The organism is Streptomyces sp. NPDC030995 (assembly GCF_055571215.1).
This window is the reverse complement of sequence record NZ_JBVIFS010000006.1, coordinates 18249-43824: the sequence shown is the minus strand read 5'-3', so window position 1 is coordinate 43824 and position 25576 is coordinate 18249. Positions and strand designations below refer to the sequence as shown.

Here is a 25576-nt window from a genome sequence, read left to right as displayed (position 1 = left end):
GAGATCATCCTGGGCATGGACGACGTACTGCGGCGACTGGCCGCCGTGGGGCCCTTCTTCACCGTTGCGTACGGGAAGGAGCCGCCCGGGCCCGGCTTCCGGCCGCTGGCCGCCCTCTACGGGGAGCGACTCGGGCCGTACGTCGCCGAGGTGGGGCGGCGGATCGGCAGCGGGCCCGGCAGGGTGGCCGCCTCGACCGCGCAGTTCGGCATCGCCTCCCGGCTGTGGTCGCTCGGGCTGGGCTGCGCGGCTCTGGCGGGGCGGGTGCCGGATCTGTCCGCCGACCGGGTGTGGTGGCGGCTGCCGGAGGCGGGGTCGCTGGAACTGTGGCTGCCCGAGCCCGAAGGCCTGCCGGCCGGCCTGCTCGGGGAGACCGTGCTGGGGAACCTGGCCGTGCTCGACGCGGGCCTGCGGGAGCGGTTCGGGGTCTCGCCGAAGGTCCTGCGGGGCAATGCGGCGTCCGGGCTCGTCGGGGCGCTGCGGGTGCTGATCGACAGGGTGCCGGGCGGCGCGGCCGTATCGCTCGCGGGCGCGCTGCTGGCCGAGGGCGGAGCCCTGGCGGGCACGGGCACCTTCATCCACGAGGAGGGGCTCGGGGTGGCCTTCGTACGGCGCAGCTGCTGCCTCTACTACCAGGTGCCCGGCGGCGGGCTCTGCGGGGACTGCGTGCTGCGGACCAGGTGAAACGGCGAAGGGCCGGCGGGGAGCAGGTGCTCCCCGCCGGCCCGGCGCTCCGACTCGCGGACTCGCTGACTAGAAGGTCAGGTTCCAGGAGTCGACCTTGCCGGTGTCGCCGCCGGCGTTGTCGTTCACGCGGAGCTTCCAGGTACCGTTCGCGACCTCGGAGGAGGCGTTGACGGTGTAGACCTGGTTGATGTTGTCGGCGCTGCCGCCCGAGCGGTTGTGCACGGTGTAGACGGTGCCGTCCGGGGCGATCAGGTCGACCTTCAGGTCACCGATGTAGGTGTGCACGATGTTCACGCCCACCTTGAGGGTGGCCGGGGCGTTGCCGGTCACACCGCTGACGGTGATCGGGCTCTCCACGGTGGTGTTGTCACCGATCGCGAAGTCACCGAGGTTCTCGAAGTACTTGCCGGGGGGCGGGGTGGAGCCGACGGCCTTGAGGGCGTCGACCTGGCCCTCGCCGAAGAAGCCGTTCTTCGTCGTGGTGCCCTTGCAACGGGTGTCCGACGGGCAGGCGACGTCATTGGCCTGGGTGGCCAGCTTGTCGCGCAGCTGCGCCGGGGTGATGCCCGGGTTGGTGCTGGCCAGCAGCGCCGCCACACCGGCGACGTGCGGGGAGGCCATGGAGGTGCCGCTCATGCTGCCGTACTTGCCGCCCGGCAGGGTGCTGTAGATGCCGGTGGCGTCGCCGCCCGGGGCCGTCACGTCGATGACGTTCAGGCCGTAGTTGGAGTACGAGGCCTTCGCGGTGGTGCCCATCGCCGAAACCGTGACCACGCCCGGGAGTTCGGTCGGGATGTCCAGGCAGGCGTTGGTGATGGTGCGGGTGACCGGGGTCGAGTCGTTCGGGCTCTCGGTGTCGGTCGTCTTGTTGGCCAGGTCGAGGTTGGAGTTGCCGGCCGCGGCGACCTGAAGCGAACCCTTGCCCTCGGCGTACTCCTGGGCGCGCTTGACGCCCTCGATGATCGCGGCCTGGTCGGCGTTGTCCGGGCAGTTGAACTGCCACGGGTCCGTGTAGTAGCTGTTGTTGGTGACCTTGAAGCCGTGGTCACCCGCCCACATGAAACCGCAGACGGTGTTCTCGGCGAAGAACAGTGAGGAGGTGGGCTCGGCGATGCGCACCGAGGAGATCTTCACGCCCGGGGCCACGCCGATGACGCCCTTGCCGTTCTTGGCGGCCGCGACCGTACCGGCCACGTGCGTGCCGTGGGTGCCGACGTCACGCCAGGCGCCCGTACGGGTGTCCGGCTTGCCGTACGCGCAGGACGCGGAGTCCGCCGCGTTGAAGTTCGGGGCCAGGTCCTGGTGCTGGTCGTCCACACCGGTGTCCAGGATGCCGACCTTGACGGTGGCGGAGCCGGTGGTGACGGCCCAGGCCTGGTCGGCCTTGATCTGCGTCATGTCGGCGCGGACCGGCTCGCCCGTGGGCGTCGTGGACTGCGCCGGGTTGGCGGGCAGCGCCGGGTTGTAGGCGTCCGCCGGCACGTCCGAGGTGCGGGTGGCGCCGACCTGCTGGACGCCGCTCACACCGCGCATGGTGGTGGCGAAGGAGCCGGACGCGGAGTGGGCGACGATCACGCCGATCGCGTCGTAGGACTGGAAGACCGTGCCGCTGTTGGCGGCGATGGCGTTGCGGACCGCCGTGGTGTCACCGGGAGCGGTGATCACGAGGTAGGCACGGGTGCCGGCAACCCAGGTCGCACTCTGGGAAGTCGGGGCCGCGGCCTGGGGCGCCGCCGCAGCGGGAGCCGAGGCGGGGGAACCGGAAGGAGAGACCGGGTCGGTGCCGGCGAGTGCGGCGGGAGCCCCGAAGGTCAGTGCGGCGCCGAGTGTGGCGGCCAGCACGAGGGTACGTCGAGGTCGGCTGGATATGTGGGGTATCAATGCGTCCTCCGATGACCCGGTGGTGCGCGTTGCACATGCCGGGCCGTACGAAACAAGTGGTGGACGCAAGATGTCATGCACACGGCCTGCTACGGAAGTACCTTTTGCAACATGGGGGTTCGGTTATCGGTGGCCGAATACCGACTATGGGTGCAAGTGCGGAGAATGCGGCGGGCCGACCGGGCTGGGTACCGTGGGGGCGAACCCTGCCCGGTCGGCCCGTGCGGGCGGACCGGCTAGACCGGTACGCCGTCCTTGGGGCTGTGCGACGGGACCGGCACGGCGGCCGGCGTCGCGTCCGGTCCGGTCGGCTCCGCCCCGTGTGCGTCGTCGACCAGCGTGCTCTCGTCGAAGGGCAACCGTCCCGCGAGGACTTCGGCGGCCCGCCCGTGGTCGAACTCCTTCGTCCACGTCCCGATGAGCACCGTCGCGACCGCATTGCCCGCGAAGTTCGTCAGGGCCCGGGCCTCGCTCATGAACCGGTCGATGCCCACGATCAGGCCGACCCCGTCCACGAGTTCCGGCCGGTGCGACTGCAACCCGCCGGCGAGGGTGGCCAGTCCCGCGCCGGTCACTCCGGCCGCGCCCTTCGAGGCGATGATCATGAACAGCAGCAGCGAGATCTGCTCGCCCAGGGCGAGCGGCTTGCCCATCGCCTCGGCGACGAACAGCGAGGACATCGTCAGATAGATCGCGGTCCCGTCGAGGTTGAAGGAGTACCCGGTCGGCACCGTGATCCCGGTGACCGGCCGCGACACCCCCAGGTGCTCCATCTTCGCGATCAGCCGCGGCAGCGCCGACTCCGAAGAGGAGGTCGAGAGGATCAGCAGGAACTCCCGGCCCAGGTAGCGCAGGAGGGCGAAGACGCTGACTCCCGTACACACCCGCAGCAGCGTCCCCAGGACCACGAACACGAAGAGCAGACAGGTCGTGTAGAAGCCGATCATGATGACGGCAAGGGACTTCAGCGCGTCGATGCCGGTCGCGCCGACCACCGCCGCGATCGCCCCGAAGGCGCCCACCGGAGCCACCCACATGATCATCGCGAGCACCCGGAACACCATCTTCTGCACGTGCCCGATGCCCCGCAGCAGCGGCTCGCCCGCCGTGCCCATGGCCTGCAGGGCGAACCCGCAGAGCAGCGCCACCAGCAGCGTCTGGAGCACCTCGCCGCCGGTGAAGGCGGACACCATCGTGGTCGGGATGATCCCGAGCAGGAACTCCGGAGTGCTCTCGGCCCCGCCCGCCTTGGCCTGTGCCTCGCCCGCGTGGCGCGCCGCCTCGGTCAGGTGCAGGCCGCTGCCCGGCTCCAGCAGGTTCCCGACCAACAGGCCGATGGCCAGCGCGACCGTGGACATGACCATGAAGTAGCCCAGGGCGAGGCCGCCCACGGCGCCGACCTTGGCGGCCTTGCGCACGGATCCGATGCCCAGCACGATCGTGCAGAAGATCACCGGCGAGATCATCATCTTGATGAGGTTGACGAAGCCGGTGCCCAGCGGTTTGAGCTCCACGGCCACGCCGGGCGCGGCGAAGCCGACGGCGATGCCGAGCAGCACCGCGCCGATCACCGCGATGTAGAGGTAATGCGTTCTGTCGCGTCTGGCGGCCACGATGCCTCCTGGTGGTGAATACGTTCGGGGAGACCATCGCCCAGCGCTGTGACCCCGGTCACCCTTGCGTTCATTGAGTTCACGACCCGGTGCACACTGAGCGCCATGTTCCGCTTCCCCCGGCCCCCGCGCAGCCTCGCCGGCCAGCTCTTCGCCATGCAGGTGCTGCTGGTCGCCGTGGTCGTCGCAGGGTGCGCCGTCTTCGCGTACGCGACCGCCCGCTCCCAGGCCGAGGACGCCGCCCGGCGCCAGGCCGGGGCCGTGGCCCGCGCGGTCGCCGACTCCCCGTCCGTACGCGAGGCCGTACGGGGAGCGGCGGGCGGGAGCGACCCGTCGGTCCTGCTCCAGCCCTACGCGCAGAAGGTGCGCGCGGACTCCGGGGTGGACTTCGTGACGATCATGGCCCCCGACGGGCGGCGCTGGACCCACCCGGACCCGCGCCGGATCGGCGAGCCCTTCATGGGCAACACCGCCCCCGCACTGCGCGGCGAGACCTTCAGCGAGACCTACACCGGAACCCTCGGCCCCTCCATCCGGGTCGTCACCCCGCTCGAGGACGACGGCCGGATCGTCGGCCTGGTCAGCGCCGGGATCACCGTCCGCGCGATCAGTGACCGGCTCGGCGCACAGCTGGCCGCCCTCGTCTGGGTCGCGGGCGGCGCACTCGCCCTCGGCGGAGTGGGCACGTACATCGTCAACGCCCGGCTGCGCCGCCACACTCATGGCATGAACGCGGCCGAGCTCAGCCGGATGTACGACTACCACCAGGCGGCCCTGCACGGGGTCCGCGAGGGGCTGCTCATGCTCGACGGGCAGCGCAGGATCACCCTGATCAACGACGCCGGGCGCGAACTGCTCGGCCTGCCGGGCGGCGAGATCACCGGCACCGGTGTCGCCGACCTCGGTCTGCCGGCCCCCCTCACCGGGGCCCTGCTCGCCGACCGGCCCCGGGTGGACGAGGTGCACCTGACCGCGGAGCGGGTGCTGGTCGTCAACAGCTCGCCGGTCGCGGGCGGAGGCCGCCGGGGCACCGTGGTCACCTTGCGCGACCACACCGAACTGCAGGCGCTGACCGGCGAGTTGGATCACGAGCGGGGATTCACCCAGGCCCTGCGCTCCCAGGCCCACGAGGCGGCCAACCGGCTGCACACCGTGGTCTCCCTCATCGAACTCGGCCGCGCGGACGAGGCGGTGGACTTCGCCACCGCCGAGCTGGAACTCGCCCAGGCCCTCACCGATGAGGTGGTCACCGCGGTCGGCGAGCCGGTGCTGGTGGCGCTGCTGCTGGGCAAGGCCGCCCAGGCGCACGAGCGCGGCGTGGAGCTGGTCGTCACCGCCGACAGCCGCAGTCTCGCCGACGGGGGCGGACTGCCGCCGGCCCGCGACCTGGTCACCGTCCTGGGCAACCTCATCGACAACGCGGTCGACGCGGTCACCGCCGTACCGGGCGCGCGGATCGCGGTGACCCTGCGGCCGGAGGGGCGCGAGCTGCTGCTGCGGGTCGCGGACAACGGGCCGGGGCTCCCCGAGGGGGTCGACGTGTTCCGCCGGGGCTGGTCCGGCAAGGGGGAGGGCCGCGGCCTGGGCCTCGCCCTGGTCCGGCAGGTGGCGCAGCGCTACGGCGGCGCGGTCATCGCCGCGCAGGGCCCGGGCGGCGGGGCGGAGTTCACCGTACGCCTGCCGCTCGCGGCGTCGTGGGGCGCGGATGCGGGCCTTGCGAGCGGTGCGGGCCCCGCGACCGGTGCGGGCCCCGCGACGGACGCGCCCGTCACCGGGGGCCCGGCGTGAGCGGGGGCGACGTACGGGTGCTGGTCGTCGAGGACGACCCGGTCGCCGCCGACGCGCACGCACTCTACGTCGGCCGGGTGCCCGGCTTCACCGCCGTCGGCGCCGTCCACTCGCTCGCCGAGGCCACCCGCGTCCTGGAGCGGACCCGGGTCGACCTGCTGCTCCTCGACCTCGGCCTGCCCGACGGACACGGCCTGCGCTTCGCGCGCGGGCTGCGCGCCGCGGGCCACCCCGTCGACGTGATCGTGGTGACTTCCGCTCGGGACCTGGCCGTGGTCCGCGAGAGCGTCTCCCTCGGCGTGGTCCAGTACGTCCTGAAGCCCTTCGCCTTCCCGACCCTGCGTGAACGGCTCCTGCGCTACGCTGAGTTCCGCGCGACGGCGGGCGAGGCGGCCGGCCAGGACGACGTGGACCGGGCGATGGCCGCTCTGCGCGCCCCCCGCCCGGCCGAACTCCCCAAGGGGCTGAGCGCGCCGACCCTGGACCGGGTCGCCGCCCTGCTGCGGGCGGCTCCCGAGGGACTGACGGCGGCGGGGGCGGCCGAGGCGGCCGGGATCTCCCGGATCACGGCCCGCCGCTACCTGGAGCACCTGGTGGACACCGGCCGCGCGGACCGCACCCCCCGGTACGGCCAGGTCGGCCGCCCGGAACTGCACTACCGCTGGCTGGCGGCGGCCGGTTCGGTGTCGAAGGTGTAGAACTTCCGGTGGTCCAGCATGTCCGCGGGGGTCACGTCGTTCCACGGCCGCATGGTGTCGTTCAGGTCCACGACGTTCGCGGTGCCCGCGCTCGGCAGGTACCCGGACTGCGGATGCCGGGCCTGCCACTCGGCCCACAGCTTGTCGATGAAGGCGTGGTGCATCCAGAACACCGGGTCGTTGGGGGAGACCCCGGTGGCCATCTGCCCGCCCACCCACACGTGCACCCGGTTGTGCAGGTTGGCGCCGCGCCAGCCCTCCAGGTGGTTGCGGAAGCCGTTGGAGGAGCTGTTCCAGGGGGCCATGTCATACACCGGCATGGCGAGTACGGAGTCCACCTCGGCCTTGGTGGGCAGCTGTGCGACACCCGTACCGAGCGCGCGCCTCAGGTACGCGCGCCCGTCCACCCGTACGCCTATGTTCCACTTTCCCGACGCGTACGCGAACGGGCCGTCGAGGACCTGTCCGTCGCGGGCCCTGCCGGTGCCGCCGAGGAAGTCGGGGGCCCACAGGGAGGAGCGGGCGGTGCGGTCCGCGGTCCAGTCCCAGTAGGGGAGCGAGACGCTCGCGTCCACTATCTGCAGCGCCGCCTCGAACTCCAGCAGGAAGCGCCGGTGCCAGGGCAGGAAGGAAGGGGAGCGGTGGCCGACCCGGTCACCCGAGTCGGTGTCGCCCATGATGAAGCCGTTGTGGGTGGTGACGAAGCGGTCGTAGCTGCCGGTGCGCTTGAGCTCCAGCAGGGCCGCGGTGAAGGCGCGCTTCTCCTCGGGGGTGAGCGCGGCCTGGTTCTTGCGGACGGTCACGCCGCACCTCCGAAGGGGACGAGGGCCGCGCCCTGGAGGTCGCGGACCGCGGCGCGGGCGAGCAGTGCGGGGTCGGGGTACGTCTCGTAGTGATTGATCACGCTGATCCAGCTGCCGTCCGCGTTGCGCATCACGTGCAGTTCGCGGCCGTCTATCCGGACGGTGGGCAGGCCGGGGGAGTGGTGGCCGCCGTGATGGCCGCCTCCGCCCGGGGTGATCTGTATGCGGCGCCCCTGGTAGACCTCGTCGACCGCACCCGGGGGTGTGGACGCGGAGGGGGTTGCGGCGGCGCTCGTGGCGACGCTGGTAGCGGCGGCGCTGAGGCCAAGGACGGTTAACGCACCGGCAGTTGTCCCCAAGGCCTGACGGCGAGTGATCTGCTTCATAAGCCGAAGAGGTATCAGGACGAGGGAGACGTCTGACTGTTATCCGGACATCAGCGGATAAGTTGCCGGTAGAACAAGTTGGATGATCTTCCCGTCCGGACCGGCTCCAGAGGCCAGAACGGGAAGATCTGCGGGATTGAGTCTACTGGACCGCAATTCCTGCGGCTCATCGAGGGTCCTATGGGTGGGGTCACACCGCAGAGTCGGCCTGAAGGCGCGGCGAATCGGCGATGTCGATCTCGTGACGGTCGCGTGGTTCTGTCGCATATAGTCCCGATATGGCACTTCATGAGACGAAGGACGCACGCGCCCGGGACGCCGAGACGGACGTGTTCGCGTCCGCGCTGAGCGGCCAGATCCTCCCCAAGTACCGGATGCCGGAGGATCACTCGCCCACCGAGGTCGTCTACGAAGTGCTCCACAACGAGCTCCTCCTGGACGGCAACGCCGCCCAGAACCTGGCCACCTTCTGCACCACCTGGTCGGACGACGGCGTGCACCGCCTGATGAACGAGTGCCTCGACAAGAACATGATCGACAAGGACGAGTACCCGCAGACCGCCGAGATCGAGGCCCGCTGCGTCAACATCCTGGCCGACCTGTGGAACGCCCCCACCGGAACCGCCGCCACCGGCTGCTCCACCACCGGCTCCAGCGAGGCCGCCATGCTCGGCGGCCTCGCCCTCAAGTGGCGCTGGCGCGAGCGACGCCGCGCTGCGGGCCTGCCCGCCGACCGCCCCAACCTGGTCTGCGGCCCGGTCCAGATCTGCTGGGAGAAGTTCGCCCGCTACTTCGACGTCGAGCTGCGCCAGGTACCCCTGGAGCCCGGCGCCACCGGGCTGCAGCCCCATCAGCTCGCCATGCACGTCGACGAGAACACCATCGGCGTCGTCGCCATCCTCGGCGTCACCTACACCTGCGACTACGAGCCCGTCGCCGAGATCGCCGCCGAACTCGACCGGATCCAGGCCGAGCACGGCTGGGACGTCCCCATCCACGTGGACGGCGCGAGCGGCGGATTCGTCGCGCCCTTCCTCCACCCCGACGTGGTGTGGGACTTCCGGCTGCCGCGCGTCGCCTCCGTGAACACCTCCGGCCACAAGTACGGGCTCGCGCCCCTCGGGGTCGGCTGGATCGTCTGGCGCACCGCCGACCTGCTGCCCGCGGACCTCGTCTTCACGGTGGACTACCTGGGCGGCGACATGCCGACCTTCGCCCTCAACTTCTCCCGCCCCGGCGGCGAGGTCGTCGCCCAGTACTACCTCTTCCTGCGCCTGGGCCGGGGCGGCTACCGGCGGGTCCAGCAGGCCTGCGCCGACACCGCCCAGTACCTGGCCCGGGAGATCGACCGGATCGGCCCCTTCACCCTCCTCTACGACGGCCAGGGCGCCCTGCCCGCCGTCTCCTACAAGCTCACCGACCCGGCCGCCGCCGGCTTCAGCCTCTACGACCTCTCCGACCGGCTGCGCATGCGGGGCTGGCAGGTGCCCTCGTACCCGCTGCCCGCCGACCGTGACGACACGGTCATCCAGCGCATCCTGGTCCGGCACGGCGTGACGCGCGACCAGATCGCCCTCCTCGTCACCGACGTGCGGCGGGCCGTGGAGCACCTGCAGGCCACGCCCCCGCCCGTCCCGGCCGCGGCGCCCCGATCCGGGTTCCACCACTAGGTCCGGTCCGGGCGATCTTCGTGGATCAGCCCGCGTTGTCTGGTGCGGTGCATCGCAAGGCGGTGGGGGTACCTCCCAGCGGTAGCTGGGGGAGGTCGCAGCTCGTACTGGACGTACCAGCGCGGTCCGACAACGCGGCGAGGTGCCGTGCCAGGCAGCGCGGGCCCGCGAAGATCGCCCGGACAGGGCCAGGACGCGATGTGACGCGGGTCACGCGCGACGGGTGTCACGTGAGAGGGAGGTGTCTTGTCCCATGGGCATGAACGACACCAAGAAGGTACTGCTGGCCGGGGCGAGCGGAGTCCTGGGACGCCACATCGCCGAGGCGCTCACCCGCACCGGATACACCGTGATCGGCCTCGGCCGCGGCGCGGACGCCGACGTACGGGCCGACCTGATGGACCGCGACCGGCTGCTGCGCGCGGTCGACGGCCTCCAGGTCGACACGGTCGTGCACGCGGCCACCGCCCTGCGCAACGCACCCGTGCGGCACAAGGACATGTTCGCCACCGACGACCTGCGGTTGATCGGAACCAGGCACCTGATGGAGGCCGCCCGCGCGGTCGGCGCCCGCCGCGTCATCGCCGAGTCGATGATCTTCGGGTACGGCTACCGGGACCACGGCGACCACGTGATCACCGAGGACGCCGACCTGTTCGGCCCGGCGGGCGACGCCGCGGTGGAGCGCCACCTCGAAGGCATGCGGGTCAAGGAGCAGCTCATGCTGGGCGCCGAGGGAATTGAGGGCATCTCGCTGCGCTTCGGCCTCTTCTACGGCGCAGGGGGCACCGAGACGCTCGTGGAGATGCTGCGCAAGCGGAAGATCCCGGCGTTCGCCGACCGCGGGCGGGTGCTGCCGTGGGTCGACCTGGCCGACGCCGGCCGCGCCGTGGCGCTCGCCGTCGAGGGCGGCCGCGCGGGGCAGGCGTACAACATCGTCGACGACACCCCGACGGGCTTCGGCGCGCACGTCAAGGCGGTCGCCGAGGCCTTCGGCACCCCGAAGCCGATGACCGTGCCCACCTGGCTGCTGCGCGCCGCGCCCTACGTCCACCGGGTGCTCACGACGAACATGCGCGTGTCCAACGCCAAGGCGAAGGCCGAGCTGGGGTGGACGCCGGACAGCGCGGGCTGCACCGAAGGGTTGCGTGCGCTCGCCGGGCGGTGAGACGGATCTTGATCGAACGGGGGTGCGGATGTCACCGTGACGATCATGACCGATCAATTCGAGGAGTGCCGGCGGCTGCTGTTCGGTACCGCGTACCGCATGCTGGGCAGCGTCGCCGACGCCGAGGACATCGTGCAGGACGCCTGGCTCACCTGGCACCGCACCGACCGGAGCGCCGTCGAGCACCCCAAGGCCTACCTCGTGCGCACCGTCACCAACCTGAGCCTCAACCGTCTCAAGTCGGCCCAGGTCGTCCGTGAGGCGTACGCCGGGCCCTGGCTCCCCGAACCCCTCCTCACCTCGCCCGACATCGCCGAGGAAGCAGAATTGGCCGACACCGTCTCCATGGCGGTCCTGGTCGTACTGGAGACCCTGACCCCGACCGAGCGTGCCGTCTTCATGCTCCGCGAGGTGTTCGGGTACTCCCACGCGGAGATCGCGGAGGTCGTCGGGAAGTCCGAGGCGAGCGTCCGCCAGTCCGCGCACCGGGCCCGCGAACACGTCCGGGCCCGCCGCCCCCGCTTCACCGCCGAGGCGGCCGAACAGCGCGAGGTCGCCGAGAAGTTCCGGGCGGCCTGCGCCGGAGGAGACCTGGGCGAGGTGCTCGCGCTCCTCGCGCCCGACGTCGTCTCCTGGTCGGACGGCGGCGGCGTGGTCACCGCCGCCCGCCGCCCGCTGTACGGACCCGACCACGTCGCCCGCTGGTTCCTCGGCGTCCTGGCGAAGCCCGAGCTCCAGGGCGTCGAGATGCAGCCCGCCGAGATCAACTGCGAGCCCGGACTGCTGCTGGTGTACGGCGGGGTGAACTCGGGCGCCCTCACCTTCGAGACGTCCGAAGGGCGGATCACCGCGCTGCGTCTCGCCATCAACCCCGAGAAGCTGCGCGGCCTCCAGCCCTGAACCCCGCCCGCACCCGCACCCGGGCCCGCACCTGCACCCGGGCCCGGCACCCGTCGGCTACCGTGCGCCGAAGTTCTGCGTCCACCAGGGACCGCCCGAGCCCGTGTGGATGCCCACGCCGATGTCCTTGAAGGAGCAGTTGAGGATGTTCGCGCGATGGCCCGGGCTCTTCATCCAGGAGTCCATGACCGCCTTGGCGGTCTGCTGCCCCATCGCGATGTTCTCCCCGTACGTCGACCAGCGGTACCCGGCGGCGGTCGTCCGCTGACCCGGGTCCGCGCCGTCGGGGTTGGTGTGCGAGAAGAAGTCCCGGGCCGCCATGTCGTCGGAGTGGCCCTGAGCGGCCGCACGCAACTGCGGGTCCTCCTTGAGGGGGCCGCAGCCCGCGGCCGCCCGCTCGGTGTTGACCAGGGCCACGACCTGGCCGGCGACTCCCTGCGGGGCGGGCGCCGGCGGGGGAGTGGAGGCGCGCCGGGTCGGGGAGGCACTGGCCTTCGACGGGCTCGGGCTGGGGCTGGCCGAAGCGGATGCCGACGGCGAGGGGGACGGCGAGGCCGACGGCGAGGGAGAGGCCGACTCCGAGGGGAGCGCGGCGGTGGACTCGGTCGCCGAGAGCGCGGCCAGCGGCGCGGCGGGCGCGGCGGTGTCCTTCTCCGCGTCACCGGATCCGGGGAGTCCGCCGAGGTACACCAGCCCGCCGCTCGCGACACAGGCGGCGAGCACCGCGCCGCCGACCACCCGGCGGCGGCCGCGCCGGCGCTTGCGCAGCGCGCCCCGGCCACCGCCCGCATGGCCGACCGGGGTGAGCTGGGTCGCCGCGTCGGCGAAGTCGCCCTCCGAGCCGCCGTCGGCGAAGGCGGCGCCCGCGGGGGCGAAGCCGGCCGCCGCGGCGGACCGTACCCCTGCCAGCAGGGCCGCCGAGACCGGGACGAGGGCCAGACCGGCCAGCAGTCCCTCCGCCGGAACCAGTCCGCTCCACAGGCCGGAGCACCGTACGCACTCACGCGCGTGCCGGGCTATTCGCTTGCGCCACAACGCGGAGGGCTGCCCGTCCCAGCCCGCCAGCACGCCCCGCAGCTCCTCGCAGCCCGGCTGGGTGTCCAGGGCGCGCTCCACCACCCGCGCCGACTCCAGCTGCGCCTTCATGCGCTGCACCCGGACCGCCGTGTGCTGCGGGGACAGCTCCAGCGCGGTCGCCACCTCCGCCCGGGTCAGCTCCCCGGCGCATTCCAGCCACCACAGCGACAGCAGCGCCCGGTCCTCGGGCTCCAGCCAGCGGGTGGCGCGGGCCGTCTCGCGCCGCTGGCCCGCGAGGTGGAGCCGTACGACGGTCAGGTCGACGAAGTCGGCACCCGGGTCGGCGACGTCCCCGGCCGCCTCCAGCGTGCTCTCGCCGAAACCGCTCTGGCGGGCCTGCCAGTGCGCCCGTACCCGGTTCATCGCGATGGCCACCAGCCAGGACCGGAAGCTCTCGTCCGCACGCAGTCCGCCCAGCCCGTCGAGCGCCCGCAGCATCGTGTCCTGCACCACGTCGTCCACGTCGCAGGAGCCGCCCAGGGCCCGCCCGACGATGTTGTAGACGAGCGGGAGATGGGTGCTGACCAGCTCGTCCTGCGCGCGGGGGTCGCCTGCGCGGGCCGCTGCCACCAGCGCTGCCGTGTGCTGAGTGCTCATGTGATGTTCCCTGTCCGTATCGGCGGTCGATGATGCCCGATACCTGGGAGACCGTCGACGGGTGCTCCGATAACACTTATCAGGAATAGTTTTCGGAAGGCTGTCCGGAGGGCCTTCCGCAGGATGCTTCACAGCAGCGGAGCGAGGGCTTCCGCAGCGGCGCGCAGGGCGGGCGCGTACGTCTCGATCTCCTCGCGGGAGACCAGGAGGGTGACGGTGGTGACGCTGACTCCGCCGACCGGGCGACCGTCCGGGCCGAGGACGGCGGCGCCGACGCAGCGGATGGTGGGCTCGTTCTCCTCGTCGTCCAGGGCGAAGCCCCGGGCGCGGACCTCCGCCAGTTGTGCGTGCAGCGCCCCTGTGGTGGTGAGCGTGTGCGGTGTCCGGCGCGGCAGCCCGGTGGCGGCGATCAGCGCGCGCACCTCCTCGGCGGGCAGGTGGGCCAGGACGCTCTTGCCGATCGCCGTGGTGTGCAGCGGCATCCGCATGCCGATCCGGGAAGCCGTGCGGATCGGCTGGTCGCTCTCCAGTTTCCGGATGTAGGTGATCGTCTCCCCTGTGTGCAGGGCGAGATGGACCGTCTGGCCGGTGGTCCGCTGCAGTTCGCCGAGGATGCGCCCGATGCTCGCCGGCTCCCCGCCGGTGACCAGGGCGCAGAGTCCGCGCAGCCGCGGCCCCACGCCGTAGCGGCTCTCCGCCTCCTGGCGTACGAAGCCCTGCTCGATCAGCGAGGCCAGGATCCGGAAGGCGCTGGACTTGGGCACGGCCGCGGCCGTCGTGACATCGGTCAGCCGGTGCGGGCCGCCGGGCGCGGCCACCGCCTCCAGGACGCGCAGGGACTTCTCCAGCGCGGATCCGGCCGCGGAGGTCCGGCCGCCGCGCGTGGGCCCCGCCCCTGCCTGGTCCGCTGCCTGCTCCGTTGCCTGGTCCGCTGCTTCGTCTGTTGACACGCGTCTTGACATGCGAACTCCCGGCCTGTGTAGGGTCTAGACCAAATCGTTCCGCATGACGATACCCCGTTCCACTACGTGGAACAACGGGAGGGTTCCTTGTCCTGCCACCCGTACGACGTGCTCGTCGCCCAGCGTCTCCTGCCGGTGCTGCGCAATGCCGACGCCGACGAGGCCGTGCGCCACACCACCGCCCTGCTCGCCGCCGGCTGCCGGGCCGTGGAACTGACCACCTCCACCCCCGGCTGGGCCGACGCCCTCGCCCGCACGCTCCCGCTCGCCGACGCACACGGCCGCGCCGCCCTCATCGGCGTCGGCACGGTCACCACCACCGCGCAGGCCGAGACCGCCCTGGACGCGGGGGCCGCGTTCCTGGTCTCCCCCTATCCGGCCCCCCAGGTCCGCGAGGTCGCCGAGCGCCGCGAAGCCGTCTTCATCGAGGGCGGGTTCACCCCCGGCGAGATCGCCTCCGCCGTACGGGCGGCCGGAGCCGCCAAGGTCTTCCCGGCCCATGTGGGCGGCCCCGGCTTCGTCCGCTCCCTCAGGGCCGTCCTGCCCGAGGCGGTGATCATCCCGACCGGCGGGATCCGGCCCGCCGAGGTCCCCGCGTGGCTCGCCGCGGGGGCGACCGCCGTCGGCATAGGCGGCGGGCTGCCGGCCGATCCGGGGGAGCTGGCTGCCTTGTTCGCCGAACCGGTCGAACTGGCGGAACCGGCGGAACCGGCCGGAGCGTGCTGCGACGGCTGCGCTTCGCGGTACCCGAGGTGACCGGTTACGACGTCCTCGTGCTCGGCGAGGTCCTCGTCGAGATCCACGCTGGCACCGCCCTGAGCGCGGCCGCGGCCGGCACCCCGGCCCGCATCTCCTACTCCGGGGACGCCCTCAACGCGGCGGCCGCCGCGGCCGCAGCCGGGGCCCGGACCGCCCTGCTCGCCGTCGTGGGCGACGACGAGCTGAGCGTTCCGCTGCTGCGGCGGGCCACCGAGCTCGGCGTGGACGTCTCGCACGTCCACCGCGCCCCGCACCCCAACGGCGCCTACCTGCTCTGCGCCGACACCGACGGCGACCGCGAGTTCGTCTACTGGCGCACCCGCAGCGCAGGTTCCACCCTCGCGCCCCGGCACATCGAGTCCTGGCGCGAGCTGCTGACCCGCTGCGGGGCCCTCGTCACCAGCGGCATCACCGGCGCCCTGTCGCCGGGCAGCCGGGACGCCGTACTCGCCGCCGCGCACCTCGTGCACGGGGCCGGCGGGCACCTCACGTATGACCCCAACTTCCGCCCCCGGCTGACCGGCCGGTCCGAGGCCCGGGAGCTGCTGGCGCGGATCGCCCCGCTGACCGGACTGCTCAAGACCTCCTGCCCGGCCGACGCACGGGCCCTCGTGGGCACCGGCGACCCGCGCACCGCCGCGGCCCGCTTGCGCGCGCTCGGTGCCCGTACGGTCGCGGTCACCGCGGGCGCCGAGCGGCTGCTGCTGGACGACGGCACGCGTGCGGCCTTCCACCCCGTGCCCGTGAACCCGGCGCCGCTCGACGCGACCGGCGCGGGTGACTGCTTCACGGGTACCGCCACCGCCCGGCTCGCCCTCGGCGACACCCTCGCGGACGCCGTGGCGTACGGGGCGGCCGCGGCCTCCCTCTCGGTCTCGGGGCGCGGTGGCACCGGGTACGTCCCCGCCTTCACGGAGACGGCGGCCCTGACCGACAAGACACCCCCTAGAGCCTCGCTCACAGGGTGCTCAGCAGAGCGACCTCCTCCGGCGTGAGGCGCAGGGCGCCCGCGGCGATGTTCTCGATCAGGTGGTCCGGGTTGCCGGTGCCCGTGATCGACAGGACGTGCGGACCGCGGCTCAGCGTCCACGCGAGGCGCAGCTGCGCCGCGGACACCCCGTGGGCCGCGGCCAGGGCGCGCACCTGCTCGCCGTCGTCCGTGACCACCCCCGCCTCCTTGCCCGCCCCGGCAATGGCGAAGAACGGGACGAAGGCGACGCCCTGTTCCCCGCACGCGTCCACGAACGCGTGGTCCTCGGCCGGCGAGTCGATCCCGTACGGGTTCTGCACGCACACCACCGGCGCGATGCCCCGCGCCTCGGCGAGGTGGTCGGGCCGGGCGTTGGAGATCCCCAGGTGCCGGATCAGCCCGGCCTCGCGGAGCTCGGCGAGCGCCCCGAAGTGCTCGGCTATCGAGCCCGTCGACTCCCGGCGCGGGATGCGCAGGTTGACCACGTCGAGGTGGTCCCGGCCCAGCTGGCGGAGGTTCTCCTCCACCTGCCCGCGCAGCTGCGCGGGCTCGGCCCACCACCAGTTCCCGGCCGCGTCGCGGCCCGGCCCGACCTTGGTGGTGATCACGAGGTCGTCGGCGTACGGGGCCAGCGCCCGGTTGATCAGCTCGTTGGCGGAGCGCAGCGGGGAGAAGTAGAACGCGGCGGTGTCGATGTGGTTCACGCCGAGCTCGACGGCCCGGCGCAGTACGCCGGTCACCCGCTCGCGGTCGCTGGGGGAGCCGTCGGCGAGATGCGTGAGGCGCATCGCGCCGAAGCCGATCCGGTTGACGGTGAGGTCGCCGAGCCGCCAGGTGCCCGCGGCTGTCGCAGTGATCATGTGGGAGGTCATCCCGGCAATGTATCGGGGTCGTTGACCCAGCCCGCGGCGAGCACCAGCCGGGAGGTCCGGTGGACGGCCAGGAAGCCGAACGGCCGGTCGAAGCGGACCTCGACCCGGCGGGTCCGGTACTTCGGCCGCGCGAGCGCGCTTCCCGGCGCCGCCGCGAAGGCGGTGACGGCCGCGGCCTCGAAGCCCTCGGCGTGGAAGCGGGCGAACGCCGACTGCCCTGCCGAACCGATCGCCAGCGGCTCGCGACTGATGCCGGGGAAGTGTCCTCGGTCCAGGCCGGTGGCGGTCTCCAGCCCGAACAGCCGGGCGTGGTCCAGGAGATCGTGCTTCGCACGTACCTCGAAGGCGGCCGTCCAGATGTTCAGCCAGGGTTGGGCGGAGAAGGCGGCCACGGTGTCGACGGACAGTCCCGGACCGGGATTCCCCAGGGGGAGCAGGCTCCCGCCCGTGGTCGGGAGGGTCCGGGTGGCGGCGGCGATCGCGGTGGAGAGGGTCGCGCCGGCCGGTGCGTCGGGCTCGCCCAACGCGAGGTGGACGTCCACCCCGGTGTCCGCGACGACCTCCAGCAGGGTGACCGGGCCGGCCGCGCCGTGGGCCACCCGGACCCGGTCCAGCAGGGAGGTGCTGCGTACGAGCATGCGCACGTCCCGGCCGGCCCACGGGCCTTCCTCCGCCGCCCTGATGGGAAACTCGCGGAACGGCTTGATCCATTTCAGCCGCAGTGTCAGCGCGGAGGCCAGGACCAGCAGGGTCTCCGGCGAAACGGCCACCGGCATCTCCTCGATCAGGCCCCCCGTCCGCTCGGTGGCCCAGGCGTCCAGGGCCTTCGCGTCGTCCTCGGGGACCCCCGTCAGGGTCCCGCGCGTGCCCGCCGGGAGCTTCGCCGACCAGGCTTCCTCCAGCGGGAGTTCGGCCCTGGCCCACAGCCCGGTCGCCGCCTGGAGCCCCCGTACGCCGGCCAGCCCGACCAGCAGCTCCCGCGCGGCTCCGGCCGCGGCCTCGGCGGGTATGCCCAGCGCCTGCGCCAGTTCGGCGCGGGCCGGGCCGCCCGAGCCGTCCGCGAGCAGGGCGAGCAGCGGCCAGACCCCGGCCGCGGTGAAGACCGTGCCCGCTTCCTCGGTCGGGGCCTGTGCGGCCCAGCGCGTGGTGAGGCGGTTGACCGCCCGTACCGTCGAGTTCCTCATGCGGGGAGGGTAAGTGGTGGGACGCCGCCGGACCGGATGGATTTCCGCGGCCCGGCGGCGCCGGTCAGTGGCCGCGCAGACCGCGGTCGACGGCCGTCATCAGCTCCCCGTCGGCGGCGTCCGCGTCGAGCGACCAGAACATCGCGCCGCCCAGGCCGTGTTCGCGGATGTAGCGTGTCTTGGCGCGCAGCACCTGCGGGTCGTCGTAGGTCCACAGGGTGGTGCCGTCGAACAGCCAGGCGTGGCCACCGCGGCGGTCGCGGTGGACCTGGTAGGTCCCGGAGTCGGCCAGCTTCTTGAGCGCCTTGTAGTCCTCGTACCCGGCGGACCAGGTGGCCGGGGCCGGGCCCGTGGCGGGCTGCCCCATGCCGTCGCCGCCGCCGCTGACGCCGGTCCAGCCCTGCCCGTAGAACGGCATGCCCATCACCAGCTTGTGCGCGGGCGCGCCGCGCCGCCGCCAGGCGTCCACCGTGCCGTCGACGCTGAAGTCGCCCCGGGCGTGGAGCGCGGACTGCTGGGCGGTGGTCGACTCGCCGGAGACGTGGAAGTCGTAGCCCTGGAGGGTCACGAAGTCGAGGTCGCGCATGATCCGGCGGACGTCGAAGCCCGCGTCGATCTTGGTGGGTGCGGTCGGGACGAAGGCGGTCAGCTCGTACGGCGCCTTCCTCTTCTGGCTGCGCGCGTACGCGTCGAGCTGGGTGCGGAACTCCCGTACGAGCTCGGTGAAGTTGCGCTTGTCCTCCGGCCGGAACGTGGTGTCGGCGTCGCCCGCGGAGCCGGGCCACTCCCAGTCGAGGTCGATGCCGTCGAACAGGCCGGCGGCCGCGCCCGCGCCGCCGCGCGTGCCGTCCTGCGGCAGATTGCCCTTGATGTAGAGGTCGATGCAGGACTCGACGAAGGCCTTGCGGGAGGCGGGGGTCAGCGCGGCGTCCGAGAAGTGGGTGGACCAGCTCCAGCCCCCCAGCGAGATCAGCACCTTGAGGCCCGGGTGCCTGGCCTTGAGCTCGCGCAGTTGGTTGAAGTTTCCGGCGAGCGGCTGCTCCCAGGTGTCGGCGACCCCGTCGACGGAGTTCTCGGCGTCGAGCGGGCGCACGTAGTCGGCCCAGGCGTCGGCCTCGCCGGGCACGTTCCCGGTGAAGCACGTGCCCTGCGGGCTGACGTTGCCGAAGGCGTAGTTGATGTGGGTGAGCTTGCCGGCGGTGCCGTTCGCCTCGAGGTCTTGGACTTGGAAGTCCCGTCCGTAGACGCCCCACTGGGTGAAGTAGCCGACCTTCCGGTACGAGCGGTCGGGTCCGCCCGCCACCCGGTCGCCGTCCGCGCCGGAGGCGGGCGCGAAGGCGGTCAGCAGGGAGAGGGAACAGGCGGCGACGGCCAGCCTGCCGAGCATGCTGCGGCGCATGGGCTTCCTTTGCGGATGCGGATGCGGATGCGGATGCGGATGCGGGAGTGAGGCGTGAGCGCGTGCGCTGTGCATGCCGGAAACTATTGGTCTGGACCAGGGTGGTCAAGGGGGCGGGCGGAAGTCGGCTCCCCGGCTGATTCCCGCCCCCGGCCGACGCTTAGGGTGATGCGGATCAACTCATCGGTTGATCAGGAAATCGGGGGAGACCGATGAACAGCACGACCGAGGTGTTCCAGCCACTGCTGGCGGAGGATCCGCCGACCGTGGCCGGCTACCGCCTCGCGGCTCGGCTGGGCGCCGGTGGCATGGGCCGGGTCTACCTGTCGCACACCCGCGGTGGCCGCCCTGTGGCGATCAAGGTCGTACGGCCGGAACTGGCCGAGGACCCGGCGTTCCGGCGGCGGTTCCGCCGGGAGGTCGAAGCGGCCCGCCGGGTCAAGGGGGCGTACACCGCCGAGCTGATCGACGCCGAGGCGGACGGGACGCCGCCCTGGCTGGCCACCCTGTACGTGCCCGGGCCTTCACTGTCGCAGGCCGTCGCCCGGCGCGGACCGCTGCCGGTGCCGGCGGTGCTGTGGCTGATGGCGGGGGTGGCCGAGGCACTCCAGGCCGTCCACGGCGCGGGCATCGTGCACCGGGACCTGAAGCCGTCGAACGTGCTCCTGGCCGCGGACGGGCCCCGGGTCATCGACTTCGGGATCTCGCTGGCATCGGGCGTCACCGCGGCCACCGGGACGGGCAACGCCATCGGCACGCCGCAGTACATGGCGCCCGAGCAGGTGTCGTCGGGCGAGGTCACGGCAGCCAGCGACGTCTTCACGCTGGGCCAGACGGCGGCGTTCGCGGCGCTGGGCGAGGCGCTGTACGGAGACGGCCCTCAACTGAGCGTGATGTTCCGGATCGTGCACTCCGAGCCCGACCTGTCCCGCCTGCCGGAACAGCTGCGTCCGGTGATCGCCCGGTGCTTGGCCATCGATCCGAAGGAGCGGGCCACCCCGGCGGATATCGTGGCGTGGTGCAGGCAGCGGCTGGGGGCGGACGCCGACGCGGGCGGTGGTCCGGCCGTCTGGCGCGAGCTGATGGGACCGGAGGTGGAGATACCGGCTCCGGTTCCGGATCCCACCTCGCTGCGCACGACGCCGCTGCTCCGGCGCCGGCCTGCGCCGACGCAGGCCGCGCCGGAGGAACGGCGGGCGCGCAAGCGGCGCGCCGCGCTGATCACCGCCGCGGCGGTGGCGGCGTCGGCACTGCTGCTCTCGGGCCTGGCCTGGAGGTTCATGGACGACGCGGGCAGGCTGCTGCGCGACCGGGACGGGTCCCCGGCGGCCCAGAAGACCCCGTCGGCGTCGGGCTCGTCCGCGGGCTCGGCGTCGGGATCCGCCGCCTCGGCGACCGGCGGCGGGACGGCGGGAGCCTCCGGATCGGCGTCGAGCACGCCCAAGGAGTCGAAGCAGCCCACGGCCGTCCCGTACGCCGGGGTGCGCCTGGACGTGACGAACTCGGCCGACCTCAGGGAACCGGTTCAGCGCCAGGACCGCACCGGGGACATCCGCCTGAACTGCGAGAGGACCGGCTGCGATCTGGAGAGCGACGCAAGCGTGATCACCAAGCTGTTCGAAGATCAGAACGGCTCCCTCGACGTGTGCCGGGCCGCCCTCACGGACGTCGACACCCGATCCTTCGGGCTGGCCGGGGCGGCGAACGGCAGCGAGTTCTGTATCAAGCACCCGTCGGGGGACATCGCGCTGTTCGTGATCCAGAACAAGTCGCTCGTGGAGTTGAAGAACTGGACCAAGTGGGTGACCGCGGACATCACGGTCTGGCCCGCGTCCTGACACCGCAGGCCCGCGAAGATGCCCCGACGGGGCTTACGGCAGGCTCCACTGGCCCACGTCGTCGGCCAGGCCGCCGTTCAGGGCGAACTGGACCGCGGCCAGGCCGGCGTCCTTGGGGAGCCGGAAGCTGACGAAGCCCTCCGTCGTGCCACCGGGGTCGAGCGTGACGGTGTCGGGGAAGTTCGGCCCGGCGGTCGTCGGGAGGTTGAGCCCGGTGAACCGCTGCCCGGTGGTGTCCAGCAGATGCGCGGAGGGTGCGGGGGAGTCCTTGTAGACGGCGGTCCCGGTGTTCTCCAGGTGGAGCCGCACCGCGACGAGCCGGTCGGCGCCGCCGGGCTCGGGGGTGGAGGAGCTCGCGGGGGCGGCCGGGTCGACCACCTGCGTGAGCCTGACGTCGAGCCGCTGCCCGGGCTCGTTGCCGGCGAGGGAAACCGTCTCACCCGATCCGCCGGGGGCTGCGGCCAGCAATGCGGGGACGAGGAGCGCGACCGCCGCGAGGAAGCTCCGCGAGCGGCCCGGTGCTCGGCTTCGGGGCATGGCGGAACCTCCCGATCCACGGGCTGCCCTGCCCACGATCCTCCGTGCCCGCGGGTCCCGCCACCCGCGACCCGCGACCCTGCCGGGCATCGACCGCTCGACATGTCCGCTGTCTCGAGAGGCGGACACGAGCCAAAAACAGTGGATCTTCGGACCCGGCCGTGCCATGGTTGGTCCCAGCGAAGGGGTGTAGCTCAGCTGGTCAGAGCGCCGGTCTCCAAAACCGGATGTCGTAGGTTCAAATCCTGCTACCCCTGCCACAGGGAATGAACGAAGGCCCACATCAGCAGTTGATCCTGCTGACGTGGGCCTTCGGTGTTCCGACGGTGCATCAGACCCCTTCCGGAGCCGGTGACGCGCGCTCTGGCAGACTGGGTCGCGTTACCCCAGGCGGTGCAGGACAGGAAACCGGTGCGATTCCGGTGCGGTCCCGCCACTGTGACCGGGCATCCCTCGCGGGAGACCGGGAGTCAGACACTGACGCACCGCCTCTGCTCGTCCTTCACGTCGACCAGGGGACGCGGATCCCCCGGAGAGGCTTCGCCATGTCGCGTACCCGCGCCGTTTTGCGCGCATTCCTGCCTGTCGCACTTCTGATACCCCTGGCCGCGTGCAGTGGTTCACCAGGCGCGCGGGAGCACGGGGAGGCCACGGAGTCCGCCGCCGCGCCCGGGTTCCCGTACACCCTCACCAACTGTGGTGTGAGCAGCACCTATCAGGCCCCGCCCCAGCGCGCCGTCAGCATGAACCAGCACTCCACCGAGCTGCTGCTCGCCCTCGGGCTGGGCGACCGGATCGTCGGATCCGCCTATCTCGACGACGCCGTGCTGCCGCTCTACCGGCCCGCCTACGACAAGATCAAGGTGCTGGCCAAGGAGTACCCCTCCAAGGAGATCCTGCTCGGCGCCGACCCCGACTTCGTGTACGGGGGGTACGCCAGCGCCTTCGACAAGGCGCAGGGCCGCGACCGCGAGGGGCTCGCCAAGGCGGGCATCAACTCCCGGCTCAACGTGGAGTACTGCTCCGAGGGGCGGGTCGGCTTCGACCAGCTCAAGACCGAGATCACCGAGGTCGCGCGGACCTTCGGCGTGCCCGAGCGCGGCGCGAAGCTCGTCGAGGACGAGCAGCGCCGCATCGACGCCGTGACCGCCCGGGTCAAGGACAAACCCCGGCCGTCCGTCTTCGTCTATGACTCCGGCGAGGCCTCCGCCTCCACCTCGGGAGGCAATGGCATCGGCAACGAGATCGTCTCCCTCTCCGGCGGGACGAACGTCTTCGCCGACCTCAAGGACACCTTCGGTGACGTGTCGTGGGAGAAGGTCATCGAGCGGGCGCCCGAGGTCGTCCTCATCTACGACTACGGCGGCACCACCGTCGAAGCCAAGAAGCAGCGACTGTTGAACGACCCGGCACTCGCCGGGGTTCCCGCCGTCAAGAACCGGCGGTTCGTCGTCCTGCCGCTCTCCTCCGCCGTCCTGGGCGTGCGCGTCGCCGACGCCATCGAGTCCCTGGGCCGCCAGCTCCACCCCGACGCCGCGTGAGGCTCCGTACCGCCGCGGTCCTCCTCGTACTCGTCGGCGCGCTCGCCGCGTCCGCCGTCGCGGGTCTGGCGCTGGGGCCCGTACGGATCGCCCCGGGCCGGGTGTCCGACATCGTCCTCGGCGGTCTGTCGGGCGAGCGGCGCACCGGAGCCTTCGCCTCCATCGTGTGGGACGTCCGGATGCCGCGCGTGCTCCTCGGGGCCGTCGTGGGCGCCGGGCTCGCGGTGGCGGGCGCCGTGCTGCAGGCGCTCGTACGCAATCAGCTCGCGGACCCCTTCCTGCTCGGCGCCTCCTCCGGGGCCTCGGCGGGAGCCGTGGTGGTGATCGTGTTCGGCGCGGGGGCCGTCGGGTTCGCCGGCGGGGTGGGTGTGCCGCTCGCCGCCTTCGCGGGCTCGATGGGCGCGCTCGTCGCCGTCTACGCGATGGCCCGGCGCGGCGGAACCATGACCACCGGCCGGCTGATCCTGGCCGGGGTCGCCGTCCAGTACATCCTGTCCGCGCTGACCAGCCTCGTCCTGGTGCTCGCCGCGCACCCCGACCAGATCCGCTCCGTCCTCTTCTGGACCCTCGGCGGCCTCGGCGGGGCCCGCTGGGACGAGCTGGCGCTGCCCTCCGTGGCGCTGCTCGTCGGCACCGGACTGCTCGTGGTCCTCGCCCGGCCGCTCGACCTGCTCCTCGCCGGGGAGGAGGGCGCGCACACCCTGGGCCTGGACACGGGACGATTCCGCGCCGCCGTCTTCGTCCTCACCTCCCTCGTCATCGGCGTGCTCGTCGCCTACAGCGGGGCGATCGGCTTCGTCGGGCTGATGGTCCCGCACGCCGCCCGGATGGTCGTCGGCGCCGGACACCGGGCGCTGCTGCCGGTGGCCGCGCTGGGCGGAGCCGTGTTCCTGGTCCTGGCCGACCTGCTCGCCCGTACGGCCGCCGCGCCCGAGGAGATCCCGGTCGGCGTGGTCACCGCGCTCGTCGGCGGGCCGTTCTTCCTGTGGATGCTGCGCCGCTCCAGCCGGACCGAAGGGATCGCCGGATGACCGGGAAAGCGGCGCGGCCGGTGGAACTCGCCGTCGAGGCCGTGCGTTACGAGATCGACGGGCACCCGCTGCTGCACGGAGTCGACCTCACCGCCCGGCCCGGCGAGACGGTGGGTGTGGTCGGCCCCAACGGCAGTGGCAAGACCACCCTGCTCCGCTGCGTCTACGGCACCCTGCGGCCCACCGCCGGCCGGGTCCTGCTGGACGGCGGCGACGCGGCCGCGCTCACCGTCAAGGACCGGGCGCGGCGCGTGGCGGTCGTACCGCAGGACGCGAGCGGCACCTTCGGGCTGACCGTCCGCGAGGTCGTCGCCATGGGGCGCAGCCCGCACAAGCGGTTCTGGGAGCAGGACGGCCCCGACGACCTGCGGCGCGTCGCCGAGGCGCTGGAGACCGTGGGCACGGGCCTTTTCGCCGAGCGCCGCTTCGACGAGCTCTCCGGCGGCGAGCGCCAACGCGCCCTGGTGGCCCGCGCCCTCGTCCAGGACCCCGGCCTGCTCGCCCTCGACGAGCCGACCAACCACCTGGACATCCGCTACCAGCTGGAGGTCCTGGCCCTGGTCCGCTCCCAGCCCGCCACCAGCCTGCTCGTCCTGCACGACCTCAACCTCGCCGCGGCCTTCTGCGACCGGCTGTACGTCCTGACCGGCGGCCGGGTCGCCGCCTCGGGGCCGCCGCAGGAGGTCCTCACCGAGGAACTGCTGGCCGAGGTGTACGGGGTGCGCGCCCGTATCCAGGTCCGCCCGGACACGGGCGCGCCGAACATCGTCTACTGGTAGCCGTACGGACGTGTGATGATCTCCATCCCGTGCCCCGCGGGGTCCGTGAAGTAGACGCCGCGGCCCCCGTCGTTGTGGTTGATCTCGCCGGGGTGCTTGCCGTGCGGGTCTGCGAAGTAGGGGACCCCAGCCGAACGGATCTTCTCGAACGCCACGTCGAACTCCTCCTCGGAGAGGAGGAACGCGTAGTGCTGCGCGGTGATGGACTCGGCCGGGATGGTCGCGAAGTCCAGGGTCACGCCGTTGCTGGTTTCGACGGGGATGAAGGGTCCCCACTCGGTCCCGACCTGGAGATTCAGGATGTGCGCCAGGAATTCGGCGGACTCCCGGTTGTCACGGGAGTGGATGATCGTGTGGTTCAGTTGCACAGACATGGGTGAATGCCTCCGAAAGGCAGATCACGGGCACCTCCATGCCTCACCCAACCGGTGACCGA

The 25576-nt window shown here is 72.4% G+C and carries 23 protein-coding genes, 1 tRNA gene and 1 riboswitch; of the genes, 13 read left to right on the top strand and 11 right to left on the bottom strand.

Annotated features, from left to right (window positions below; all coding sequences use genetic code 11):
- Window positions 1–15 precede the first annotated feature (15 nt).
- On the top strand, window positions 16–684 hold the full coding sequence (locus ACZ45T_RS12110) for a (2Fe-2S)-binding protein (protein WP_468440135.1): 669 nt from the start codon (window positions 16–18) through the stop codon (window positions 682–684).
- 69 nt (window positions 685–753) lie between these two features.
- Here the strand turns inward: ACZ45T_RS12110 and ACZ45T_RS12105 are convergent, their stop codons facing one another.
- On the bottom strand, window positions 754–2529 hold the full coding sequence (locus ACZ45T_RS12105) for a S8 family peptidase (protein ID WP_468440133.1): 1776 nt from the start codon (window positions 2527–2529) through the stop codon (window positions 754–756).
- 275 nt (window positions 2530–2804) lie between these two features.
- Window positions 2805–4181, bottom strand: a complete 1377-nt coding sequence (locus ACZ45T_RS12100; RefSeq protein WP_468440131.1) for a cation:dicarboxylate symporter family transporter — start codon at window positions 4179–4181, stop codon at window positions 2805–2807.
- 156 nt (window positions 4182–4337) lie between these two features.
- Between ACZ45T_RS12100 and ACZ45T_RS12095 the strand changes: the two genes are divergently transcribed.
- The gene (locus ACZ45T_RS12095; protein WP_468440656.1) at window positions 4338–5969 is read left to right on the top strand and encodes a sensor histidine kinase; all 1632 of its coding nucleotides are present in this window, start codon (window positions 4338–4340) and stop codon (window positions 5967–5969) included.
- Entirely contained in the window at window positions 5966–6667 is a 702-nt protein-coding gene (locus ACZ45T_RS12090; protein WP_468440129.1) for a response regulator, read from the top strand. Before ACZ45T_RS12095 ends, ACZ45T_RS12090 begins: the two co-directional genes overlap by 4 nt.
- On the opposite strand, the gene melC2 is transcribed toward ACZ45T_RS12090, so the two are convergent.
- On the bottom strand, window positions 6625–7470 hold the full coding sequence (gene melC2 / locus ACZ45T_RS12085) for a tyrosinase MelC2 (RefSeq protein ID WP_468440127.1): 846 nt from the start codon (window positions 7468–7470) through the stop codon (window positions 6625–6627). The genes ACZ45T_RS12090 and melC2 overlap by 43 nt on opposite strands.
- Complete coding sequence (gene melC1 / locus ACZ45T_RS12080) at window positions 7467–7856, bottom strand: apotyrosinase chaperone MelC1 (RefSeq protein WP_468440124.1); 390 nt, start codon at window positions 7854–7856, stop codon at window positions 7467–7469. Before melC1 ends, melC2 begins: the two co-directional genes overlap by 4 nt.
- Window positions 7857–8134: 278 nt before the next feature.
- Here melC1 and ACZ45T_RS12075 point away from each other — a divergent pair, with 278 nt between their 5' ends.
- The 3 genes from ACZ45T_RS12075 (at window position 8135) to ACZ45T_RS12065 (ending at window position 11594) form a co-directional block, all read left to right on the top strand.
- On the top strand, window positions 8135–9526 hold the full coding sequence (locus ACZ45T_RS12075) for a glutamate decarboxylase (protein ID WP_468440122.1): 1392 nt from the start codon (window positions 8135–8137) through the stop codon (window positions 9524–9526).
- A gap of 253 nt (window positions 9527–9779) precedes the next feature.
- Complete coding sequence (locus ACZ45T_RS12070) at window positions 9780–10694, top strand: NAD-dependent epimerase/dehydratase family protein (protein WP_468440120.1); 915 nt, start codon at window positions 9780–9782, stop codon at window positions 10692–10694.
- Window positions 10695–10739: 45 nt separating this feature from the next.
- A complete protein-coding gene (locus ACZ45T_RS12065; protein WP_468440118.1) occupies window positions 10740–11594 on the top strand; it encodes an RNA polymerase sigma-70 factor in 855 nt (284 codons plus the stop codon).
- Window positions 11595–11651: 57 nt separating this feature from the next.
- On the opposite strand, the gene ACZ45T_RS12060 is transcribed toward ACZ45T_RS12065, so the two are convergent.
- Together ACZ45T_RS12060 and ACZ45T_RS12055 are read right to left on the bottom strand one after the other, a co-directional pair.
- A complete protein-coding gene (locus tag ACZ45T_RS12060) occupies window positions 11652–13268 on the bottom strand; it encodes a sigma-70 family RNA polymerase sigma factor (protein WP_468440116.1) in 1617 nt (538 codons plus the stop codon).
- Between the two features lie 128 nt (window positions 13269–13396).
- The gene (locus ACZ45T_RS12055) at window positions 13397–14218 is read right to left on the bottom strand and encodes an IclR family transcriptional regulator (protein ID WP_468440114.1); all 822 of its coding nucleotides are present in this window, start codon (window positions 14216–14218) and stop codon (window positions 13397–13399) included.
- Window positions 14219–14317: 99 nt separating this feature from the next.
- On the opposite strand from ACZ45T_RS12055, the gene ACZ45T_RS12050 reads away from it, so the two are divergent.
- On the top strand, window positions 14318–14986 hold the full coding sequence (locus tag ACZ45T_RS12050) for a bifunctional 4-hydroxy-2-oxoglutarate aldolase/2-dehydro-3-deoxy-phosphogluconate aldolase (RefSeq protein WP_468440112.1): 669 nt from the start codon (window positions 14318–14320) through the stop codon (window positions 14984–14986).
- Window positions 14950–15984 (top strand): PfkB family carbohydrate kinase, encoded by a 1035-nt coding sequence (locus ACZ45T_RS12045; protein WP_468440110.1) that lies wholly within the window; start codon window positions 14950–14952, stop codon window positions 15982–15984. The genes ACZ45T_RS12050 and ACZ45T_RS12045 overlap by 37 nt, the downstream gene beginning before the upstream one ends.
- Here ACZ45T_RS12045 and ACZ45T_RS12040 read toward each other — a convergent pair.
- The 3 genes from ACZ45T_RS12040 to ACZ45T_RS12030 all read right to left on the bottom strand — a co-directional run bounded on the left by ACZ45T_RS12040 (window position 15947) and on the right by ACZ45T_RS12030 (window position 19414).
- Window positions 15947–16831: an aldo/keto reductase gene (locus tag ACZ45T_RS12040; RefSeq protein WP_468440108.1), complete on the bottom strand. Its 885-nt coding sequence runs from the start codon at window positions 16829–16831 to the stop codon at window positions 15947–15949. The genes ACZ45T_RS12045 and ACZ45T_RS12040 overlap by 38 nt on opposite strands.
- A complete protein-coding gene (locus ACZ45T_RS12035) occupies window positions 16828–18015 on the bottom strand; it encodes a serpin family protein (RefSeq protein WP_468440106.1) in 1188 nt (395 codons plus the stop codon). Before ACZ45T_RS12035 ends, ACZ45T_RS12040 begins: the two co-directional genes overlap by 4 nt.
- Window positions 18016–18079: 64 nt before the next feature.
- Complete coding sequence (locus tag ACZ45T_RS12030) at window positions 18080–19414, bottom strand: glycoside hydrolase family 18 protein (protein WP_468440104.1); 1335 nt, start codon at window positions 19412–19414, stop codon at window positions 18080–18082.
- Window positions 19415–19626: 212 nt separating this feature from the next.
- On the opposite strand from ACZ45T_RS12030, the gene ACZ45T_RS12025 reads away from it, so the two are divergent.
- Window positions 19627–21252: a serine/threonine-protein kinase gene (locus ACZ45T_RS12025; RefSeq protein ID WP_468440102.1), complete on the top strand. Its 1626-nt coding sequence runs from the start codon at window positions 19627–19629 to the stop codon at window positions 21250–21252.
- A gap of 33 nt (window positions 21253–21285) precedes the next feature.
- Here ACZ45T_RS12025 and ACZ45T_RS12020 read toward each other — a convergent pair whose 3' ends face one another.
- Window positions 21286–21789 (bottom strand): DUF4352 domain-containing protein, encoded by a 504-nt coding sequence (locus ACZ45T_RS12020; RefSeq protein ID WP_468440100.1) that lies wholly within the window; start codon window positions 21787–21789, stop codon window positions 21286–21288.
- Between the two features lie 183 nt (window positions 21790–21972).
- Between ACZ45T_RS12020 and ACZ45T_RS12015 the strand changes: the two genes are divergently transcribed.
- The 4 genes from ACZ45T_RS12015 (at window position 21973) to ACZ45T_RS12000 (ending at window position 25140) form a co-directional block, all read left to right on the top strand.
- Window positions 21973–22049: transfer RNA gene (locus tag ACZ45T_RS12015), tRNA-Trp, on the top strand.
- Window positions 22050–22149: 100 nt separating this feature from the next.
- A riboswitch (cobalamin riboswitch) is annotated at window positions 22150–22289 on the top strand.
- A 45-nt stretch (window positions 22290–22334) separates the two neighbouring features.
- Window positions 22335–23330, top strand: coding sequence for an ABC transporter substrate-binding protein (locus tag ACZ45T_RS12010; RefSeq protein WP_468440098.1), 996 nt, complete (start codon window positions 22335–22337; stop codon window positions 23328–23330).
- Window positions 23327–24361 (top strand): FecCD family ABC transporter permease, encoded by a 1035-nt coding sequence (locus ACZ45T_RS12005; protein ID WP_468440096.1) that lies wholly within the window; start codon window positions 23327–23329, stop codon window positions 24359–24361. Before ACZ45T_RS12010 ends, ACZ45T_RS12005 begins: the two co-directional genes overlap by 4 nt.
- Window positions 24358–25140 carry an ABC transporter ATP-binding protein gene (locus tag ACZ45T_RS12000; RefSeq protein WP_468440094.1) on the top strand — a complete coding sequence of 261 codons (783 nt, stop codon included), beginning with the start codon at window positions 24358–24360 and terminating at the stop codon, window positions 25138–25140. The genes ACZ45T_RS12005 and ACZ45T_RS12000 overlap by 4 nt, the downstream gene beginning before the upstream one ends.
- Here the strand turns inward: ACZ45T_RS12000 and ACZ45T_RS11995 are convergent.
- The gene (locus tag ACZ45T_RS11995; protein ID WP_468440092.1) at window positions 25131–25514 is read right to left on the bottom strand and encodes a VOC family protein; all 384 of its coding nucleotides are present in this window, start codon (window positions 25512–25514) and stop codon (window positions 25131–25133) included. The genes ACZ45T_RS12000 and ACZ45T_RS11995 overlap by 10 nt on opposite strands.
- Between the last annotated feature and the right edge of the window lie 62 nt (window positions 25515–25576).